This window comes from Polaribacter sp. HaHaR_3_91 (assembly GCF_019278525.1).
In the GTDB taxonomy this organism is placed as follows: Bacteria; Bacteroidota; Bacteroidia; order Flavobacteriales; family Flavobacteriaceae; genus Polaribacter.
On sequence record NZ_CP058986.1, the window covers coordinates 344726 to 365101 of the forward strand.

15 protein-coding genes and 1 pseudogene are annotated in these 20376 nt (G+C 30.5%); 10 read left to right on the top strand and 6 right to left on the bottom strand.

The annotated features are described in order from the left end of the window. Positions 1-84: 84 nt before the first annotated feature. The 3 genes from H0I27_RS01480 (at position 85) to H0I27_RS01490 (ending at position 3139) form a co-directional block, all read left to right on the top strand. Positions 85-984 carry an AraC family transcriptional regulator gene (locus H0I27_RS01480; protein ID WP_218732181.1) on the top strand — a complete coding sequence of 300 codons (900 nt, stop codon included), beginning with the start codon at positions 85-87 and terminating at the stop codon, positions 982-984. Positions 985-1247: 263 nt separating this feature from the next. Beyond that, a complete protein-coding gene (gene aldA, locus H0I27_RS01485) occupies positions 1248-2687 on the top strand; it encodes an aldehyde dehydrogenase (protein ID WP_218732182.1) in 1440 nt (479 codons plus the stop codon). Positions 2688-2809: 122 nt separating this feature from the next. After that, positions 2810-3139 (top strand): L-rhamnose mutarotase, encoded by a 330-nt coding sequence (locus H0I27_RS01490; protein WP_218732183.1) that lies wholly within the window; start codon positions 2810-2812, stop codon positions 3137-3139. Positions 3140-3279: 140 nt separating this feature from the next. On the opposite strand, the gene nagB is transcribed toward H0I27_RS01490, so the two are convergent. Genes nagB through H0I27_RS01510 form a run of 4 tightly spaced genes read right to left on the bottom strand, consistent with a single transcriptional unit; the run spans position 3280 to position 8587 of the window. After that, complete coding sequence (gene nagB, locus H0I27_RS01495; RefSeq protein ID WP_218732184.1) at positions 3280-5208, bottom strand: glucosamine-6-phosphate deaminase; 1929 nt, start codon at positions 5206-5208, stop codon at positions 3280-3282. Positions 5209-5240: 32 nt separating this feature from the next. Next, positions 5241-6560 carry a sugar MFS transporter gene (locus tag H0I27_RS01500; protein ID WP_218732185.1) on the bottom strand — a complete coding sequence of 440 codons (1320 nt, stop codon included), beginning with the start codon at positions 6558-6560 and terminating at the stop codon, positions 5241-5243. 52 nt (positions 6561-6612) lie between these two features. Then, entirely contained in the window at positions 6613-7671 is a 1059-nt protein-coding gene (locus tag H0I27_RS01505; RefSeq protein WP_218732186.1) for a phosphotransferase, read from the bottom strand. Position 7672: 1 nt separating this feature from the next. Beyond that, entirely contained in the window at positions 7673-8587 is a 915-nt protein-coding gene (locus H0I27_RS01510) for a sugar phosphate nucleotidyltransferase (RefSeq protein ID WP_218732187.1), read from the bottom strand. A gap of 156 nt (positions 8588-8743) precedes the next feature. Between H0I27_RS01510 and H0I27_RS01515 the strand changes: the two genes are divergently transcribed. After that, positions 8744-9781, top strand: a complete 1038-nt coding sequence (locus tag H0I27_RS01515) for a LacI family DNA-binding transcriptional regulator (protein ID WP_218732188.1) — start codon at positions 8744-8746, stop codon at positions 9779-9781. Between the two features lie 108 nt (positions 9782-9889). Here the strand turns inward: H0I27_RS01515 and kbl are convergent, their stop codons facing one another. Then, positions 9890-11086, bottom strand: a complete 1197-nt coding sequence (gene kbl / locus H0I27_RS01520; RefSeq protein WP_218732189.1) for a glycine C-acetyltransferase — start codon at positions 11084-11086, stop codon at positions 9890-9892. 461 nt (positions 11087-11547) lie between these two features. Between kbl and H0I27_RS01525 the strand changes: the two genes are divergently transcribed. The 3 genes and pseudogenes from H0I27_RS01525 to H0I27_RS01535 form a co-directional block, all read left to right on the top strand. Beyond that, a complete protein-coding gene (locus H0I27_RS01525) occupies positions 11548-11739 on the top strand; it encodes a hypothetical protein (RefSeq protein WP_218732190.1) in 192 nt (63 codons plus the stop codon). Between the two features lie 245 nt (positions 11740-11984). After that, positions 11985-12320 (top strand): hypothetical protein, encoded by a 336-nt coding sequence (locus H0I27_RS01530; RefSeq protein ID WP_218732191.1) that lies wholly within the window; start codon positions 11985-11987, stop codon positions 12318-12320. Positions 12321-12332: 12 nt separating this feature from the next. Further along, positions 12333-13040, top strand: a pseudogene (locus H0I27_RS01535) (hypothetical protein); the annotation flags it as partial. A gap of 141 nt (positions 13041-13181) precedes the next feature. Here H0I27_RS01535 and H0I27_RS01540 read toward each other — a convergent pair. After that, positions 13182-13430, bottom strand: coding sequence for an RNA polymerase sigma factor (locus H0I27_RS01540; RefSeq protein ID WP_218732192.1), 249 nt, complete (start codon positions 13428-13430; stop codon positions 13182-13184). Between the two features lie 121 nt (positions 13431-13551). Between H0I27_RS01540 and H0I27_RS01545 the strand changes: the two genes are divergently transcribed. The 3 genes from H0I27_RS01545 to H0I27_RS01555 all read left to right on the top strand — a co-directional run bounded on the left by H0I27_RS01545 (position 13552) and on the right by H0I27_RS01555 (position 20221). Continuing rightward, positions 13552-14682: a FecR family protein gene (locus H0I27_RS01545; RefSeq protein ID WP_218732193.1), complete on the top strand. Its 1131-nt coding sequence runs from the start codon at positions 13552-13554 to the stop codon at positions 14680-14682. Between the two features lie 156 nt (positions 14683-14838). Further along, positions 14839-18255 (top strand): SusC/RagA family TonB-linked outer membrane protein, encoded by a 3417-nt coding sequence (locus tag H0I27_RS01550; protein ID WP_218732194.1) that lies wholly within the window; start codon positions 14839-14841, stop codon positions 18253-18255. 589 nt (positions 18256-18844) lie between these two features. Then, the gene (locus H0I27_RS01555) at positions 18845-20221 is read left to right on the top strand and encodes a TlpA disulfide reductase family protein (RefSeq protein WP_218732195.1); all 1377 of its coding nucleotides are present in this window, start codon (positions 18845-18847) and stop codon (positions 20219-20221) included. Positions 20222-20376 lie beyond the last annotated feature (155 nt).

Sequence of the window (20376 nt, forward strand, 5' to 3'; positions counted from 1 at the left end):
TGATATCACAAAGATATTTACGAATGACATGTAATTAAATATTCAAAATCTGTATTTTTGTATCTAATTTAAACAATTCACTAATTGACGTTTTCAAAAAACATAGCATTGGGAGACCCTTCTTCCAATTATCAAAATTTTATAGATTTAAAATTGAGACTGTTGTGTTGTAGGTATTGGTTGTTAAATTTATGGGATTGCCATGATATGATTTTTCCTTTTTGGAGAATTTATTGGAATAGAAATGAAGGCGGTGAATTAATTCATCTAGAAGATGTATATAAAATGACACCAGATACTTTGTATATAATTCCACCTTTTACTTCTTTTTCCTCTCGTTTTTCTAAAAAACATGTTTATAACGATGGCATCCATGTTTCTGGTAGGCATTTAACAAGTGATTATGAAGAAGAAGATTATTTAGAATCCTCTTTAATTCATTTTTTTATTCATTTTAATTTAGGGGTTCCTTTCGATAATGTATATCCGGGTATTATAGAAATTGAAGTAACAGATTATTTAAGAGACCGATTAGAGTATCTTACAGAAAGATTAAAAATAGAAAATAAAGATTTTAAATTGACCTTTAATTTAAAATTGCAGGCATTTATTAAAGAAGTGTTGACTAATATTGGTCCAGAGCTTTGGAAAGCGATTAATATAGATGACCGTGTTTTAAAAGTGATTCGTTTTATTGAGGCGAATATCAGTAAGAAACTAACCAACACAGAAATTGCAGCTATTGTAAATATGGCACCTAATTCTTTTGCGCGCTTATTTAAGGAAGAAATGCATATTACGTTGCATAACTTTATTCAGAATAGAAAAATTGCAAGATCTTGTGAGTTGTTCGAGCATACCAATAAAACAATAGAAGATGTGGCTTTTAATTTAGGTTTTTCAGATAGATATCATTTTTCTAGAGTATTTAAATTGGTTACAGGTTTAACACCTGGAATTTATAAATCTGGTAAATATACATAAATAGATACGTGGTGTTTTTTGTAAGTGCGTCTTTATCTGTTGCAAATAAAGAGGTGTGGTGTTTTTTTTTATTTCTATTTTATAGTTATGTTTAAATTATACATTTTATTGCGTAATATGGATAAATTTTTTAATCAGATATATTTATAAGTTTGCCTATTGGCTTTAACCACCAATACCACTAGGACGAAAGAAGTACGGAAGTTCACCATGATTTTCTCTTACTTCTTCATTAAAAATACCACTAACTAATAAAATATATTATGCAGCAATTTCAACAATTTATCAACGGAAAATTTGTAAAATCGACTTCAGCAGAAGTAACAGAAGTTTTAAATCCTTGTACAGAAGAAGTTCTTTCTACCATACCACACGGTAGTATAGAAGATGCTAATAATGCATTAGATGCCGCTCAAAATGCGCATCATGCTTGGAAATCTCTTCCTGCAATTCAAAGAGCCAATTATTTAAATAAAATGGCAGACGTTATTCGTGAAAACAGAATATTTTTAGCCAAAACTTTAGCTTCAGAGCAAGCAAAAGTAATTGGTTTGGCACAAGTAGAAATAGATGTTACCGCAGATTATTTTGATTATTATTCAGGTTTTGCAAGAAGAATAGAAGGAGAAATTATACAAAGTGACCGTAGTAAAGAACATATCTTTTTACACAAGGCCCCAATTGGAGTAGCTGTAGGTATTTTACCTTGGAACTGGCCATTTTTTGTTATGGCAAGAAAAGTAGCAGCATCTTTAATTACAGGAAATACTTGCGTAATTAAACCAAGTTGTATTGCCCCAAATACCATAATGGAATGGGCTAAAATGATTCAAAAAATTGAATTGCCAGCAGGTGTTTTAAATATAGTTTGTGGTTCTGGTCCTATTGTTGGAAATGCTTTAAGTAAGAGTCCTACAACGGGTATTATCAGTTTAACGGGTAGTGTTTTTGCGGGGCAAAAAGTTATGGAAGCAGCCTCTGCAAACATTACAAAGGTTTCTTTAGAGTTAGGTGGTAAAGCACCGGCAATTGTTTGTGCAGATGCTAATTTAGAATTGGCTGTTAATGCGATTGTTACTTCTAGAATTACTTATAGCGGACAAATATGTAATTGTGCAGAACGTGTGTATGTAGAAGAATCTATTCACGACCAATTTTTAGAAATGGTAACTGCTAAAATGAAAGCGGTAACAGTAGCAGATGCTTTTTCTGATGACAATCCAGATATGAGTGCTTTGGTTTCTAAAGATCAATTAGATAAAGTATCTGAAATGGTAGAATTTGCCAAAAAAGAAGGTGCAGAAGTATTGGTTGGAGGATCTAGATCTCCACAATTTAATAAAGGGTATTTTTATCAACCTACTTTGTTAACCAATATAAGACAAGACATGCAAATTATGCAAGAAGAAGTATTTGGTCCTGTTTTACCAGTGATGAAATTTAGTACTTTGGATGAAGCTATTGCCTTGGCAAATGATTCAGAATTTGGATTAACATCCTCTATCTTCTCCGAAAACTTTAACAAAGTAATGCATGCTGCAGAAGAATTACAATACGGAGAAACGTATATTAATAGAGAGCATTTTGAAGCTATTCAAGGTTTCCATGCAGGTTGGAAAAAATCTGGTTTAGGTGGTGCAGATGGTAAACATGGTATGGAAGAATATCTTCAAACTAAAGTTGTGTATGCACAATACAGATAAAATAGTTTAAATACAGCTAGGAAGCACTTTTAATTTTTAGAAATTTACTGATTTCGATTTATTAAAAGTGCTTTTTTTATAACAGTTTATGGGATTCGTAATTATGAAAATTTATAAATAAAATGACAAAATATTGTTTCGCTTTAGATTTAAAAGATGATGAAAAACTAATTTCAGAGTACAAAAAATATCATCAAGAAATTTGGCCAGAAATCACAAAAAGTATCGTTGATGCAGGTATTTTAAACCTAGAAATTTTTAATGTACACAATCGGTTATTTATGATCATGGAGGTGGATGCTTCTTTTTCTTTTGAAGAGAAAGATAAACTTGATAAGAACAATGTAAAAGTACAAGAATGGGAAGTGCTCATGTGGAAATACCAAAAAGGTCTTCCGATGGCTAAAAAAGGGGAGAAGTGGGTTTTAATGGATAGAATATATCAGTTGTAGAAATAAGTATTTAAAAGGTACGAGCGAGACGCTCGCATTAGCTTTCAAAATGTGAATATTGAATAAAAAAAACCTCAACTTTTACAGTTGAGGTTTATAATTTGATTCTTTTTTATTTTGGTATTAAAGTAATAGATTTTCTAATAATGCCATCTTACAAATGCTTCCATAGCTGCGTAATGAGATAAACCTAATTGGTCATATAATTCTGCAGTTTCTCTATTTCTGTCTTCTGCACGTTGCCAAAATTCTCTACTATCTGCTCCTTGAAAAACAACTCCGTCTTTTTGAGATTGATGTTTGAAAATTCCTTTTCTTTTTTCTAAAACTTGGTCTGGTCCCATTGGTACTGCCATTTCTATTTCATCAATTCCCCATTCTTGCCATGCACCTCTGTACAACCAAACCCAACAGTCTTTCATAAACTTTTTAGGTTTTAGTTCTCTAACAGCTGCAAAAATGGCATCTAAACATACTTTATGAGTTCCGTGTGGATCTGCTAAATCTCCAGCTGCATAAATTTGATGCGGCTTAATTTTTTCAATCAAGTCTGCTGTTATTTGTACATCTCCAACTCCAATTGGATTCTTTTTTATCGCTCCAGTTTCATAGAACGGTAATTCCATAAAGTGAATTTGAGTATCTGGTAAACCTATAAAATGACTGGCTGCCCTTGCTTCTCCTTTTCTAATTAACCCTTTAATGTATCTAACTTCTGGTGTATCTATTTCACTCGCTTTCTTGTTCTTTAAAAAGTCTGCAGCTTTCTTGTATATTGCATTGGCTTCAGAATTATCAATTCCAAATTTATCATTATAATCACACACAAAACTTGCAAAACGTAATGCTTCATCATCTGCAACGGCAATATTACCAGAGGTTTGGTATCCAATATGTACTTCATGTCCTTGCTCGTGTAATCGCTTAAAAGTACCACCCATACTAATAACATCATCATCTGGATGCGGACTAAAAATTAAGACACGTTTTTTAGCTGGTTCTGCTCTTTCTGGTCGTTTACTATCGTCTGCATTTGGTTTTCCACCTGGCCAACCGGTAATAGTATTTTGTAATTTGTTAAATATTTTTATGTTGATATCATACGCAGGACCTGAGTCTGCTAACAAATCACTCATTCCATTTTCTATGTAATCAGCATCTGTTAACATTAAAATTGGTTTCTTCAAATAAAGGGCTAAACTTAAAACGGCTTTTCTAGTAAGCGTATCCGTCCAAACTACTTTTTCTACCAACCAAGGTGTATTGATTCTTGTTAATTTAGAAGCTGCTGCTTGGTCTAAAATAAAAGTTGCATTTCTGTGCTCTTGCAAGTAAGAGGCTGGTACTAAGCTAGTAATTTCATCTTCTACAGAAGCTTTTATAATATTAGATTTGCTTTCTCCCCAAGCCATTAAAATGACTTTTTTAGCTTCCATTATTTTTTTAACACCTAGAGTAATTGCAGTTCTTGGTGTGTTTTCTAAACCAGAAAAATCTCCACTAGCTGCTACTCTTGTAATGTGGTCTAAGGCAACCAACCTTGTTTTAGAATTTTGAAGCGATCCAGATTCGTTAAAACCAATATGACCATTTCCTCCAATTCCTAAAATTTGCAAATCAATACCACCTAAAGCTTCAATTTTTGCTTCATATTGATCACAATAATCTCTTATAGCTGCTTTTGATAATGTTCCGTCTGGTACATGACAGTTTTCTGGTAAAATATCTATGTGATTAAACAATTGTTCTTGCATAAAACGCACATAACTATTTATAGAATCTGGTTCCATTGGGTAATATTCATCTAAATTAAAAGACACTACGTTCTTAAAACTTAAACCTTCTTCTTTGTGTAATCTTACCAATTCTGCATACAATCCTTTCGGTGAAGAACCTGTTGCTAAACCTAAAATACAAGGTTGTCTTTGCGATTGTTTTACCTTAATAAGACTTGCAATTTCTTGTGCAATTGATTTTGAGGCTGATGTAGAATCTTCATAAACGATAGTTCCGATATTTTCGAATCTTTTTTCGAAACCTGTCGCTTTGTCTATAGTACTTTTTAACATAATATGTAGTTTGTTAGGTTTGAATTTTATAATTATTTACTCCAGCTTTTTATTTTATGTCCCCAAACGGCGAATAACAAAACAATAGCATAACAAGGTATTAAGATCCAATAGCTGCCCGTTGCTGCAGTTGCTAATGCATCTGCTTCTTGCAGGCCGTTGGTAATTAATTCGTGTTTATTTGCTTCTACAATTCTACCATACAATGGTGGTATTATCGCTCCTCCAGAAATAGCCATAATTAAAAGTGCCGAAGCTGTTTTAGTATGTTTACCTAAACCATCTAAAGTTAATGGCCAAATTGCTGGCCAAACTAATGCGTTAGAAACACCTAAAGCTGCAACAAATAAAACAGAGGTAAACCCTGAGGTAGATATTATAAGAACACTAAAAATAATACCTAAAATAGCACTAATAACAAGCGCTGTTTTTTGTTGTATATATTTAGGGATTAATAAGACACCTAAAGCGTAGGTTGCAACCATTGCCATTAAGGTGTATGTAGTAAAGAATTTTGCATCTGCAGCTGGTATGCCTAATGAAATTCCGTAAGCAATAATGGTATCTCCAGCAATTACTTCTGCACCAACATACACAAATAAAGCTAGAACCCCCATCCACAAATGTGGGTAGTGAAATATGGTTTTAGTTGATGAAGATTCTCCATCTGTTAATGCATCTTCTTCTGTAGCTTCTACATTAGGTAATGCAGCTTTTCTAATTAGAAAAGCAAAAATGAATAAGACAACAGCCATTACAATATATGGTGTATGCACACTGTCTGCCATGGTATCTAAAAGAACATTTTTTTCATCAGCAGAAACGTTTCCTATTTTCTCGTTTACATCATCTATACCAGATAATAATAACGCACCAAAAATGATAGAACCTAAAGCGCCTGCAACTTTATTTGCAATTCCCATCATTGCCATACGTTTTGCACCACTTTCAATAGGGCCCAAAATAGTAATATAAGGGTTGGCTGCAGTTTGGCAAATAGTCATTCCAATTCCTTGAATAAAAATAGCTAATAAAAACATCCAATAAGTACGTGCTTCGGCGGCGGGTATAAAAACCAATGCACCGATTGCCATAATTGCTAAACCTAATGATATACCATTTTTATAACCTGTTTTAGAAATGATGTAAGAGGCAGGTAATGCCATTACTACAAATGAAATGTAAGATGCTGTAGCTACTAAATATGCCTGAGTTTCCGTAAGTTCATTAATGGTTTTCATGAATGGAATAAGCGCTCCGTTTATCCAGGTAACAAAACCGAAAATAGCGAAGAGTCCTCCAATGATCATAATTGGGACTAGGTTGTTTTGAGATTTAGTAGTCGTGCTCATAAGATTTAAATTAGTTTGTATTGTTTAATAGATTTCAAAGTTTGGAATTTAATTATAATTTTTTGGAAAAACTCTCTATCAATTTAAATTGATTTTTTGCTCTGTCTAAATTATGATCTTGGTAATTTGTTTTGTAATAAATATCATTGTTTAAATAGTCTGTTAAAAAACGCAATGCCATTATAAATATCATTGTTTTTGCGGCTAAGGGTAAATATTTTAACTCTTTTTCTGTTAAGGTATCTTTTGTTTTTTCTAAAAACCCTTTTTCGTATGCTTTGTAATAGTCTAAATTGAATTCTACCTTAGACAAATCTGTTTCATCTTCTGCGGCTGTGTTACAAATTGTTCTAATAGCATCGCCAAAATCATAATGAATTATACCTGGCATTACGGTGTCTGTATCTATCATACAAATGCCTTTGTTCTCTTGTGTAAATAGCGAATTAGATATTTTTGTATCGTTATGTGTAACTCTTATAGGAATTTCACCTGCATCTTTTAAGTTTTGAAGAATATGCATTTCTTCCTTTAAATCTGTTACTATTTGTATGTAATCTGCTGCTTTTGTTAAGCGGATTTTAGAAGCACTTTGTATAGAAGAAGCATACTGCTTAAAGCGAAAAGCCATGTTATGAAAATTAGGAATTACATCTATTAATTGACTGCTGTCAAAATCTGATGTTAAGTTTAAGAAGTCTCCTAAAAGTTTTCCGCCTTCGTAGGCAATTTCTTTATCTTTTACAATTTCGTGTGTCACGCTATTGTCAATAAAAATCATCACATTCCAGAAATTTACACCTTCTTTGTGATAATAAGAATTACTATTCTTTTCTTTTATAAAGCTTAAAACTGTCTTATTTAAGACTTCGTCTGAAGCGTTTGGATATTTGCTTCTAATATGATTACTCGTTAATACTTTATTGTTTACCAACCCCGGAACATCTTTAAAAACAATTTGATTGATTCTTTGGAGTATGTAATTAGTATTGCCATCTGTTTTTATTAAAAAAGTATCATTTATATGCCCAGAATTTAATTCTGAATGACTTTTATAATTAAATTGATGGTCGAACTCGTTAAAAATAGAGATAATCGTTTCTGTTTTCATATTAGTTCCATAATTTAGTTGGATACACTCCGCTTTCTTTCAGTTTGTTAATCTCTAATTGCGCTTTTTCCTTATCATCACTATAGGTAACTCCAAACCATTTAGAGTCTGATTCTAGTACTTTTACAGATGCTTTTTTAGACGCCAACATTGTATTCACAATGGTTGGTAAATAAAATTCTGCTTTTAAGTCTTCTTTCGTCTTTTCTAAGAAATCTAAAAATAGGGCATCTCCAAACTCAAAACATTTAGGAGTAAAACCCCAGAAGTTCATAGAAACAGTCGTATTTTCATCAATAGGAACCATTTCTCCGTTATCATCTTCACTTTTTAGGATTCCGACTATTTTTTCAATTCTAACTCTTTCGGTAACATCAGTTAAAAAACCGTTTTCATCAACGGTACATTCTCCTCTAGATACATAACCGTTTTCTGAAATTGTATTTTTTAAAGAATAAGCTACCATACTAAAATCATAACTATTTTTATCTGTATTTCTTAGCTGTTCTGCAATGGCAACAAAAGCTTGTCTGCTATAAAAATCGTCAGCATTTATAATGGCAAAATTTTCTTTTATTACATTTTTGGTCATTAATAAAGCGTGGCCTGTTCCCCAAGGTTTTACCCTTTTTGGATTTCTATATTTTTCAAGTACATTTTCTAATTCTTGAAATACATATTCTACGGCTATTTTACCTGCTAATTTTGTGTTGTAAATATTTTTAAATTCTTTTTCGAATGTTTTACGGATGATAAAAACTACTTTACCAAAACCAGCATGAACTGCATCATAAAGAGAAAAATCTATAATAGTATCTCCTTCTTTGGTAAAACTGTCCATTTGTTTTAATCCGCCGTAACGACTTCCCATTCCTGCTGCTAAAATAACTAGTGTAGGTTTATTTTTCTCACTCATAATTAGTTGATATTTAGTCAGTATTATTGTTTTTATTATGTTACAATGCTTTCTGATTGAAACAAAAATATATATATTATTTTGTGTTACCAAGAGAATAGTAATAAAATGTGCTCGAACACAATTATTGAAACAAAAAGGTATATATTTGCTTTGATGAAGAAATATACTATTAAAAATATTGCAGAATTAGCAGGTGTATCTAAAGGAACGGTAGATAGAGTTATTCATAAAAGAGGCAAAGTATCTGCATTAGCTTTAGAAAAGGTAACTGCTGTTTTAAATGAAATAGACTACAAGCCAAATTTGCTTGCCCGAAGTCTAAAAAACACCAAAGATTACCACATTTGTGTTGTTTTACCAGATTATACTAAAGATGCTTTTTGGTTGCCATGTTATGAAGGTATTGTAGCAGCAGTAAATGAGTTTGCATCTTTTGGTGTTTTTATAGAGCCTTTCTTTTTTCATCCTAATAATGTACATTCTTTTGTAGAGGTTAATAATAAAGTATTAGAATTATCGCCAGATGCAGTTTTATTGGCGCCTTTATTTTATAAGGAAACAGTAGGTATTATTAATAAATATGCCCTTAAAAATATTATTGTTAGCAAATTTAACAACCAATTAGAAATTGAAAATACTAAGAATTTTGTTGGTCAAGATTTATTTAAAAGTGGAAGAATAGCTGCAGGTTTGCTACAAATGATCATCAAAAAAAATGCTACGATAGATATTATTCATGTCGATGAAGATTTTAATAATTCTATTCACATGCAGGAAAAGGAGAAAGGTTTCAGAGATTATTTTGATGAAATACAAAATTCTGATTATAAAATTGTAACCCATAATTCTAAACAATCTGACCTAGCAAATAATTTAGATTCTATATTTTCTGATTCTTTTACTTCGGACGCTATTTTTGTGACCACGTCTAAAGTTTATGAAGTTGCGGAATTTATTAAAAGTAAAAATTTGAATAATGTAAAACTGATTGGCTATGATTTATTGGAAGAGAATATTCAATATTTAAAAGAGAACGTTATAGATTTCTTAATCCATCAAAACCCTAAAAAACAAGTGTATTTAGGTCTGAATTATTTAGTTGATTTCTTTCTTTTTAATAAAGAAATACCTGCTAAAAGCTTATTGCCTATAGATATTATTACGAGCGAGAATATAGAAACGTATTTATAACTTAAAAAGCACTAAAAGAAAATCAATCTTTGTATGGATTGCTTATTCTAAAAGTGCTCTATACCTTTAATAAGTACTACTATTTTAAACAAACTCGTGTAAATACTATTACTTTATTACATTCAATCTTTTACCAACTTTAATAAAAGCAGCTACCGCTTTATCAATATGTTCTTTTGTATGTGCTGCGGATAATTGAACTCTAATTCTTGCCTTGTCTTTTGGTACTACTGGAAAGAAAAAACCAATTACATAAATACCTTCTTCTAATAATTGGTTTGCCATAATCTGAGACAATTTTGCATCATACAACATAACCGGTACAATTGCGGCATCTGCACCAACTAAATCGAAACCTGCAGCTTCCATTTTAGATCTAAAATGATTGGTGTTTTCCTCTAATTTATCTCTTAACGAAGTATCGTTTTCTAACATTTCAAAAACCTTTAGAGAACCACCAACAATGGCAGGAGCTAAAGAATTAGAGAATAAGTAAGGTCTAGAACGCTGACGTAACATTTCTATAATTTCTTTTTTACCCGTAGTAAAACCACCCATTGCTCCACCCAAAGCTTTTCCTAAAGTTCCGGTAACAATATCAACTCTGCCAAGTACATTTTTTAGTTCTATTGTACCACGACCGGTTTTACCAATAAAACCAGAAGCATGACATTCATCTACCATTACCAAAGCATCATATTTATCTGCTAAATCGCAAATTTTATCTAATTCGGCAACAACGCCGTCCATAGAAAATACACCATCGGTTACAATTATTTTAAAACGATGATTTTGTTTGTTTGCTTCAATTAACTGCTCTTCTAAAGAAACCATGTCGTTATTGTTATAACGATAACGAGCTGCTTTACACAAACGAACTCCGTCTATAATAGAAGCGTGGTTTAAGGAGTCGGAAATAATAGCATCTTCTTTTGATAATAAAGGTTCAAAAACTCCTCCATTTGCATCAAATGCTGCGGCGTATAAAATAGTGTCTTCACAATGAAAAAACTCAGCTATTTTAGCCTCTAATTCTTTATGAATATCTTGAGTTCCACAAATAAAACGAACAGAAGACATACCAAACCCATGCGAGTCTAATGTGTCTTTTGCAGCCTGAATTACTTCTTTATTATTAGACAAGCCTAAGTAATTGTTGGCACAAAAATTAATTACTTCTTCTCCTGTAGAAACCTTAATAACGGCATCTTGTGAGGTTGTAATAATGCGCTCTTCTTTAAATAAACCATTGTCTTTAATGGCTTGTAATTCTTTCTGTAAATTCTCTTTTATGCTTCCGTACATGGTATCTGTTTTATTTTACAGTACTTAAACTGTATTTTTCTTTTAATTTTTCTATCATTATTTTAGGCATGCTATCTAAATCGAATAGTGGCTTCCAGTTCGAATCTCTTCTTGCAGGAAAATCATCGATACTTTCTGGCCACGAGTTTGCAATTTCTTACCTGAAATCTGGCTTAAATGTAATACTAAAATTTAAGTAGGTCTTTTTTATTGAATTAAAAAATTATTTTGGTGTAAAACTCATGGTTTTTTCTTCATTGGCAGAAGGAATGGCTGCTAAATGATAGATTTCTGTTATTTTGTACTTTAGTACGATTTCTTCTAAAGTTTTATAATTTATATCATACCGTTTCTAAAGAAAATCAGCAGCTTTTTAAAGCTGGATCTTTAGAATTTGAAAAAACTATCAGCATATATTCAATAAAGAAATATCCAAAGCAAGTAAAAGTGATATTCAAGAAATGGTAGCACAATACTTTTCGATATCGAAACAGAAGGAGGAAGCTGTTTTTACTTTGTTAGAAAAAGATTTTTCTTTGGTTGATGAATCTCAGAAAGCAGAATATCTAAATTATTATTTTCTTACAAACGTTCGGTATTATTGTTTGCTTGGGTATTGTATTTCAGGATATTATGAGCAATCTGTTGTTTAATTCTCGTTACTATGTCGGAAATACACTTAATAAAAAAACCGTAATCATTTTGTATTAAATGAATTACGGTTTTTAACCTGTGCTCAAGGTAGGAGTACCTTATTTTTTAAACGTGTTTAATCTCTTTAAATACTATATAATATAGCTTAATTAATTCATTTGAAATCAATTTTAATCAAATTTTATTTAAATAGGTAGCCCTTTTAATTGCCCTATTTTGAATATTTGTATCAAATTGTATATTTATGAAAGTTTCATTTTATTTAAGAAAGGATAAGGTCAATAAAGAAGGGTTAATGTCAGTAAGAATGTTAATTACAGCGAAAGACTGTAAAATATTACAGGTCATAAAAAAGAGGAAAGCTTTAGACGTTATGTTAAAATTCAAGCTAAAAATTAGCCCTCAAAAATTAAGTAAGTTATATGTTCTTTTTTTTGAAAATAATAACGTAAAATCAACTAATATTAATGCCAATTCAAAGGGCGAAAAATTTGATCATTTTTGGAGTAAAATGGTTGGATCCGGACGTGCTAATGAAGGTTTACGAGATGGTTGGTTAGAACAATTAGAACAAGCTTAAGAAAATTGCGGATTTGAATATGTTCGTTTTCATGGAATTTTTCACGATGATATGTTTCCAGTAATTATTGAAAAAGGAAAAACGGTCTACAATTGGAAATATATTGATGATTTGTTAGATTTAAAGGTGAAGCCATTTGTTGAACTTGCATTTTTACCAACAAGTATGGCAGCAGAAAATTCTAAAACGGTTTTCTGGTGGAAGGCAAATATTACGCCAGCAAATGATTCTTTTGAAAAATGGCATGATTTGGTAAAAGCTTTTACACAGCATTATGTGGATAGATACGGAATTGATGAAGTACTTACTTGGTACTTTGAAGTATGGAACGAGCCTAATTTATATAAGTTATTTTGGGACGGAACAAAATCTCAGTATTTTGAGTTGTACAAGCAGTCTGTTATAGCAGTACGCTCCGTAGATAATAGATTAAAAGTAGGAGGGCCTTTACGAGTAATTATGTGCCAGATACTTGTTTTGATGGAGAAACGACAGATGATGAAGCTTCAGAAGCTGTTTTTAACACGTTTTGCAAAATCATTAAAACTAGATTTAGAATGGTTAAATAAAACCATAGCTAAAAGTGAATATCCAGACATAGAAATTCACTTAACAGAATGGAACACAAGAGATCCAATGCATGATCGTTTACCAGTAGCGGCTTATATTGTAAAATCTAATCTAGATTGTATTGGCTTAATAAACTCTTTAGCTTTTTGAACATTTACTGATATTTTTGAAGAAAAGGAAGAAGCCCAAATAGAGCTGGAGTTTATGGACTTTATACCTAGTCCTAAGAAAAGTGAAGATCTAAGAGATTTAGTTCATATGCAAGCAAATGAACAAACCATTTCTCAACGTCTAAAAACGGTTGGTTATGAAACTTGTTTGTCTGGTAATAGATTTTTCAGTATTTATTTTTAATCTATTATTCCAAAGTGTTATAAATGTTTGCTGTACAATATCTTCTGCTTCATGTAAATCGTGAGTATAGGTAACGGCATAATCTAAAAGTTTTTTATAATAACGATCAAACAATATACTAAATGCCTTTCTACTGCCTTTTTTAATGCTTTTAGCTAATATAGTGTCGTCAGAGAGATTTTTCAAATTAATTTTTAGAATTTTTGATTAAAAGACAAATATGCTAAAAAAAATATGAAATAAGACTAAGGGTAAAATAATAAATTAGCGTATTTGTTGTATAAATTAAACTGAAATAGATAAAACGTTGAAAAAACTTACAATAAAATACATAATTAATACAATCTCTTCAAAAGAGTTAGTAGAACTCAAAGAGATGTTAAAAGAAAAGAAAAATCAACAGGTTTTTAAAGATTATATAAAAGATTATTATGCTGTTCATACGGTATTAAATAAACCAGATATAGACAAAGCATATGATAAACTTTGGGATGCTATAGAGAAACAAAAGCCTAGGCAACAACCTCTTTCGATGTGGTTTAAATATGCCGCAGCAGCTGTAATAGTTTTGACATTTTCATTATCGTATTATTTAATAAATAACCAAGAACAAAATGGAATAAAAAACACAGTTGCAGAAGCAGTAATCCCAGGTACTAATAAGGCTATTTTAACTCTTGATGATGGCTCTGATATTATGTTAGAAAAGGGAAAACCTTATAAAACAGCTAAGTTAACTAGTAATGGGGTGCAAATTAAATATGATAAAAAAGGAGAGAATCAAGTGTTATATAACCACTTAACCGTACCAAGAGGAGGTAGGTTTGAAGTTGAATTGGCAGATGGTACTCGAGTCTGGTTAAATTCAGATTCAAAATTAAAATATCCAGTAAGTTTTAAGGAGGGAATAACACGAGAAGTTGAGCTTATATATGGAGAAGCTTTTTTTGATGTGTCTTCAAGTAAAAACCATAAAGGAACACGTTTTAAAGTTCGTTCTAGACTGCAAGAAGTAGAAGTTTTGGGTACAGAATTTAATATAAAAGCTTACAGTGATGATGTAAATGTGTATACCACTTTAGTAGAAGGTAAAGTGTCTGTGAAAAATGAATTCTTTAAAGAAAAATTAAATCCCGGATTTCAGTCTGTTATAGGTAGTTCGGGAGGCGCTATTGAGGTTAAGACTGTTAAGGTATACAATGAAATAGCTTGGAGGGAAGGAATCTTTTCATTTCGAGATAAGCCATTGAAAGAAATTATGAAATCTTTATCTAGATGGTATGATGTAGATATAATTATTAAAAATAAAAAACTGGAAGATATAAGATTTAATGGTGTCTTAAGTAAAAGTATGAATTTAGAAGAGGTTTTAGAACCTATTAAAAGAAGTATTAATCTGAATTATAAAGTATATGGTAAAAGAATAGTTCTAGAATAAAAAAGAGACGAAGTTTATACCGCTCAAAGTAAATTAACTTCATCCCTTAGAATAAATACATTAATTAAATGAATAACTAATACCAACAAATTTATGAATATTAATTTCACAAAAAAAACATTCTTTATAAAGAAAGAAAGAATTCGAAATTTTATTATGAGAATAGCCCTATTATTATTATTATGTTTTACCATTTTAGGTTTTAAGCCTATCGATATAATTTCTAAAAATGTAAGAATTACAATTGAGGAAGATAAAACTGTTTCTGTGAATGAAATTTTTGATATGGTTAAAAGTCAGACAGGTTATTCATTTGTTTATAAATCAGATTTGTTTAATGGTTATCCAAAAGTAGTTCTTAAAAAAGGTGTTTTTAAAGCTAAAAACCTTTTAGATATGAGTTTGTCTAAAGGTAAGTTTATATATGGTTTTTCAGAAGGTAATACTATTGTAATTCAAGAAAAATCTAAATCAATTAATATTAACCAAACACGTACAGTAAAAGGTGTAGTAACTGATGAAGAAGGTGTCCCTTTATCTGGAGTAGATGTTTTTGAAAAAAATACACCTGGTGAAACAACCAAAGATGATGGTACCTACGAGATAAGTCTAAGTAGTAGCAGTGAAGATATAATTATTGTATTTAGTTTTCGAGGTTTATTAACTCAAAAAGTTAAGGTGGGTAAGCAGGCAGTAATCAATGTAGTTCTTAAAAAAGATTTAACGAATTTAAATGAAGTTTTAATGACAGGATACCATAGTTTATCTAAAGAAGAGTCTACGGGTTCATATTCTACAGTTAATGCTGAGGCAATTGAAAATAGGGTTCAAACTAATATTTTATCGAGAATAGAAGGTGCAGCAAATGGTGTGTCTTTGTATAAGGGAACTCCTGTTATTAGAGGAGGTGCTACTTTTTCAGCTGATAATACTCCTTTAATCGTTGTCGATGGTGTACCTTATGAAGGAGATTTAGAAGCGATAAATCCCAAAGAAATTGAAAATATTACTATATTAAAAGATGCTTCAGCAACTTCTATTTATGGTGTAAGATCTGCCAATGGGGTTATTGTTATTACTACCAAAGGAGGTTATGTGGGGGGACCAACATTTAGTTATTCATCTACAAGACAATTAACACCTCTACCAGATCGTTCGTACGCAAACTTAATGTCATCATCCGAATTTATTGATTATCAAATGTATATTTTTGATAAGGCATACGATAGTAATATTAGACAGAATTCTGCATTGGCGCAAAACCAAGTGAGTAAATTATTGTATGATAGAGAAGATGGAAATATTACTGAAGAGTATTTTAATTCAGAAATAAATAGGCTTAGAGGGGTAGATGGTTATGAGCAAGTGGAAAACGAATTGTTAACTAATAAAATAACTTATCAACATAATTTTTCTATGAAAGGCGGGTCTGATAAGCATCAATATTCATTAGCTTTAAATTTTACTACTACAGGTTCTAATGAGGTAAATAATTCTGTAGACCGAATTGGTTTTAATACAAAAAACAGTTTTCAATTAACTGATCGGGTTGATTTAGATTTAAGTGTTATTGGTAGTTACAATAGTTCTGATAACTATACAGGTATTTCTGGATTGGATTTATTGGGCGGGTCTATGGTTCCTTTTCAGACACTTAAAGATGAAAACGGAGATCTATCTCAGTGGGAATATATCAAAAGTAGTGAGGAAGTAAATAGGTTAAATTCACTTGGATTGATAGATGAAACGTACTATCCTTTAAAAGAGTTAGAAACCCATCAAGTAACTTATGAAAACCCTTATATTAATATAAATATTGGTGGGAAATTTGATTTCACAAAATCATTGAACTTAGAATTAAGAGGACAAACAGAAATAGGTAATTCTCATATTAATGACTATTCAAGTGAGGAAAATTATTTAATTCGTAAATTAATCAACGATGCTTCACAATTTGAAGACGGTAAATTAATATTTAATATTCCGTATGGAGGACGAGTGATAGAAAAGACTATTAATCAACAATCATATACATTAAAAGCACAACTTAATTATAATAATCTATTCAAACAAAAACATGATGTAAATGTGTTTATTGGAGCAGAAAGACGACAGGTAATAAATACGACCCATGGATTTGCTAGATATGGTTACGATAATGATAGATTGTTTTTTTCTGCAGTAAATGAAGCAACATTAAGATCAAGTGTGATTTTAGGGACGAATTCTTATGATGGAACGTTTCAATTTACGGGAGTTGATCCTGCTAGTACTTATATAGACGATAAATATGTTTCTTTTTATGGAAATGGGTCATATGAATTTGATGGTAATTTAAGATTTAATGCTAGTATAAGAGTAGATCAATCTAATTTATATGGAACAAATTCAAAGCACCAATACCGTCCTTTGTGGTCTATAGGTGCAAATTATAGAATAAACACAGACTCTATATCTTGGTTAGATCTACTAAAGATTAGATCTTCATATGGAATAAATGGTAATGTCTACAGAGAAAGTGATCTTTATACTATATTCGAAGTATCCCCGTCAGATAATATTAATACAGGAGAAGAGGTTTTAAGATGGGAAAAAACAAACAGCACTAATTTTGCTATAGATTATAGCTTGTTTTCAAATAGAATCTCAGGTAGTATTGATTTTTATAATAAGAAAACTACTAATTTAATCGGAAATGTAGTAAATGATGCTACAACTTTAGGATGGGATGATGCTACTGAGAATTATGCTTCGATGAATAATAAAGGATTTGAGTTTCAATTGCATTCAAAAATTATAGATGATACAGATTTTAAATGGAGTACTAATTATTTGTTTAGTTATAATAAAAATGAAATTAAAGAGCTTAATGATTCAGAAACAAGTGTAGATTCATATTTCGGATTGCAAGCTCGAGAAGGAAAACCTTTTAATAGTATTTATAGTATTAATTATGCAGGTTTAGATGAAACAGGTTCTCCAACAGCTTATAAGGCAGATGGAACTATTGTAAGTACTTTAGAGGAATTGGAGTACGATGACTTAATACACGAAGGAACTTACAATCCACCATACCACATGTCTCTTTCTAACGAGATTAAATATAAACAATTTGAATTTTCATTCCTTTTGGTTTATTATGGAGGGAATGTACAAAGAGACGTTGCTGCTGGGTTTTATCCATCATTTTCAAATCCTTATGATTTAAATAATAATTTAGATAGAATAAATTTAAACTACTGGAAACAGCCTGGTGATGAGGAAGATATTTATATATCTCCCGCTTATAAAGCTACTGATGATAATGCTACTGATTTATGGAAATATGCCAACATACATGTTCAAAAAGCAGATTATATTAAATTAAGAAATATAGCTTTAGCATATAACTTACCAAATGTAATATTGGATAAAATGAAAATTTCAGGATTAAGATTCTCTTTTGATGTCCAAAATCCATTAAGATGGGCCTCTAATAGAAATAACTTAGATCCTGAAGTATGGAATAATCAAAACAACAGAGGAGCAGTAATTATGCCAACATATACCTTAGGAGTTAACTTAAACTTTTAAAATTAAAAACATATAAAATATTATTAGTATCGTTAATTGATATTTGTTTTTATTCTTGTGATGATTACCTAGTTGTAGATCCTAAGAGCTATAATATACTGGATAATTATGAAGATTATGTTTCTTTAGTTTATCTCTATTACCGGATGTTGTAAACACAAATTATCTTATAGATGATTTAAAAAAGTCGACAGATTCAAGCTTTCTGGAGGGAGTCATTTTAGCTAGTATTAGTGAAGTACAAAAAAATATTATTACTTCAATTCAGAACCAATCACCCTGTAGGAAAAGATAATGAGTATTATGCATCAGTATATATCAAGTCTATATATTTAATTTGGTAATCAATAATGTAATGGATATTATGATTTTTTATAGAGGATTAAAAAAAATAGCTAAGGAAGAAGCTTTAGGTATAAAAAAGAAGGAGATTCATGTTTGTTGGCGACTTTAGATTCCAAGATTTTAAAAGGTTGAATACAGGATCTGCTTTAGCTAAAACAGTAATTCATAATGCAGATGATGTTGAATATATATTACCACCAAATGATGTTATAGATATAATAAACGTTTAAATTATTTTAATCAAATGAAAAAAACAATATTGAATTTTGTGCTTTTATTAAGTCTGATGGCTTGCACAACTGAAAAAACAGTGGAATATTCCTTGCTTTCTGGCAAAATTAATAACATTGATACTAAAGAAATAATTTTAACAAAAGTAAATCAGTCTTCAAAAAAGAAAATTGCAATTGATCAAAATGGTTTTTTTTTAGATACTATTAAAACTAGTGCTGGGTCTTATTTACTTACTTTAGGAAAAAATAAGATTAATATTTATTTAAACAAAGGAAGTGAAGTTAACATTACCGCTGATTCTAAGGATTTTAATAATTCTTTAAATATTTCAGGTAAAGGATCTGGAACTACAAAATATTTATTATTAAAAAAAGAGGCAATAAAGATAAGAACAGATAAGAAATCGTTTTATTCATTAGAAGAAATTGACTTTAAAAATACAGCCAAGAATTTAAATTCTCAGCTTAATAAAGCATTAGATACTATAGAAGGAATTGATGCAACTTTTAAAGCATTAGAAAAGAAGGAGATTAATTACAGTTATTTACTTGATTTATCAGAGTATACAAAAGGTCTCCATAGTTATTGGGCAAAGAAGAATAACTACACTCCTTCTAATGGGTTTTTAGATGAAGTAAAAACTTTAGATGTTACTAATGAAAAAGACTTTAAAACTTCCAATACTTATAAGCAATTAGTTGTTGCACACTATTTAAATAAAGCTAAAGATTTATCAAAAAAAGATTCTATTAGTTTATCTCTAGCCAGGATGAAGGTAAATGCAATAATTCCAAATCAAACGATTAAAAATGAACTAATATTTTCTGGTACAGAATATGGAATGCTTAATGTAGGAGATTTTGAAGAGTACTATCAAATATTTATTAATGCTTCTACTAATGAATATAACAATGCTAAAGTAACAAAAGTATATAACAAGTTGCTAGATATAAGCAAAGGTAAACCATCCCCAAAATTTATAGACTATGAAAAGCATTCAGGAGGAACTTTATCGTTAGATGATTTAAAAGGAAAATATGTTTATATCGATATTTGGGCAACATGGTGTATACCTTGTTTAAATGAGTTACCATATTTAAAAAAGATAGAAAAAGCATATCATGGTAAGCATATTTATTTTTTAAGTTTATCAATTGATGCCCCCAAAGATTACGATAAATGGAAACAAATGGTTATTGATGAGAAATTAGGAAGTGTTCAAGTTATTGCTGATAAAGGAGGAAAATCTAAGTTTATTGATGATTATTTTGTTGTCTCAATACCTCGATTTATATTATTAGACCCAGAAGGGAAAATAGTTTCTAACAAAGCACCCCGTCCTTCTAGTCCTGAGTTGATAGATTTATTTAATGAGCTAAATATTTAAAGTCAATTAAGTATATGTTATTAATACAATTAGCTAAACATATACTATTTATTGATAAAATAAAATTTCAGTATTATAGCTTTTCATCAAATAAAAAAAACATTTAACGTGAGTTCAACCTATGAAAAATAGCAAAACATTGATTTTAAACGTTT

What these genes read in the sequence shown, in the direction of transcription:
- aldA (WP_218732182.1), top strand. Translation starts at nt 1,248, where the DNA reads ATGCAGCAATTTCAACAATTTATCAACGGAAAATTTGTAAAATCGACT.
- H0I27_RS01490 (WP_218732183.1), top strand. Translation starts at nt 2,810, where the DNA reads ATGACAAAATATTGTTTCGCTTTAGATTTAAAAGATGATGAAAAACTA.
- nagB (WP_218732184.1), bottom strand. Translation starts at nt 5,208, where the DNA reads ATGTTAAAAAGTACTATAGACAAAGCGACAGGTTTCGAAAAAAGATTC.
- H0I27_RS01500 (WP_218732185.1), bottom strand. Translation starts at nt 6,560, where the DNA reads ATGAGCACGACTACTAAATCTCAAAACAACCTAGTCCCAATTATGATC.
- H0I27_RS01505 (WP_218732186.1), bottom strand. Translation starts at nt 7,671, where the DNA reads ATGAAAACAGAAACGATTATCTCTATTTTTAACGAGTTCGACCATCAA.
- H0I27_RS01510 (WP_218732187.1), bottom strand. Translation starts at nt 8,587, where the DNA reads ATGAGTGAGAAAAATAAACCTACACTAGTTATTTTAGCAGCAGGAATG.
- H0I27_RS01515 (WP_218732188.1), top strand. Translation starts at nt 8,744, where the DNA reads ATGAAGAAATATACTATTAAAAATATTGCAGAATTAGCAGGTGTATCT.
- kbl (WP_218732189.1), bottom strand. Translation starts at nt 11,086, where the DNA reads ATGTACGGAAGCATAAAAGAGAATTTACAGAAAGAATTACAAGCCATT.
- H0I27_RS01525 (WP_218732190.1), top strand. Translation starts at nt 11,548, where the DNA reads ATGGTAGCACAATACTTTTCGATATCGAAACAGAAGGAGGAAGCTGTT.
- H0I27_RS01530 (WP_218732191.1), top strand. Translation starts at nt 11,985, where the DNA reads ATGAAAGTTTCATTTTATTTAAGAAAGGATAAGGTCAATAAAGAAGGG.
- H0I27_RS01550 (WP_218732194.1), top strand. Translation starts at nt 14,839, where the DNA reads ATGAGAATAGCCCTATTATTATTATTATGTTTTACCATTTTAGGTTTT.
- H0I27_RS01555 (WP_218732195.1), top strand. Translation starts at nt 18,845, where the DNA reads ATGAAAAAAACAATATTGAATTTTGTGCTTTTATTAAGTCTGATGGCT.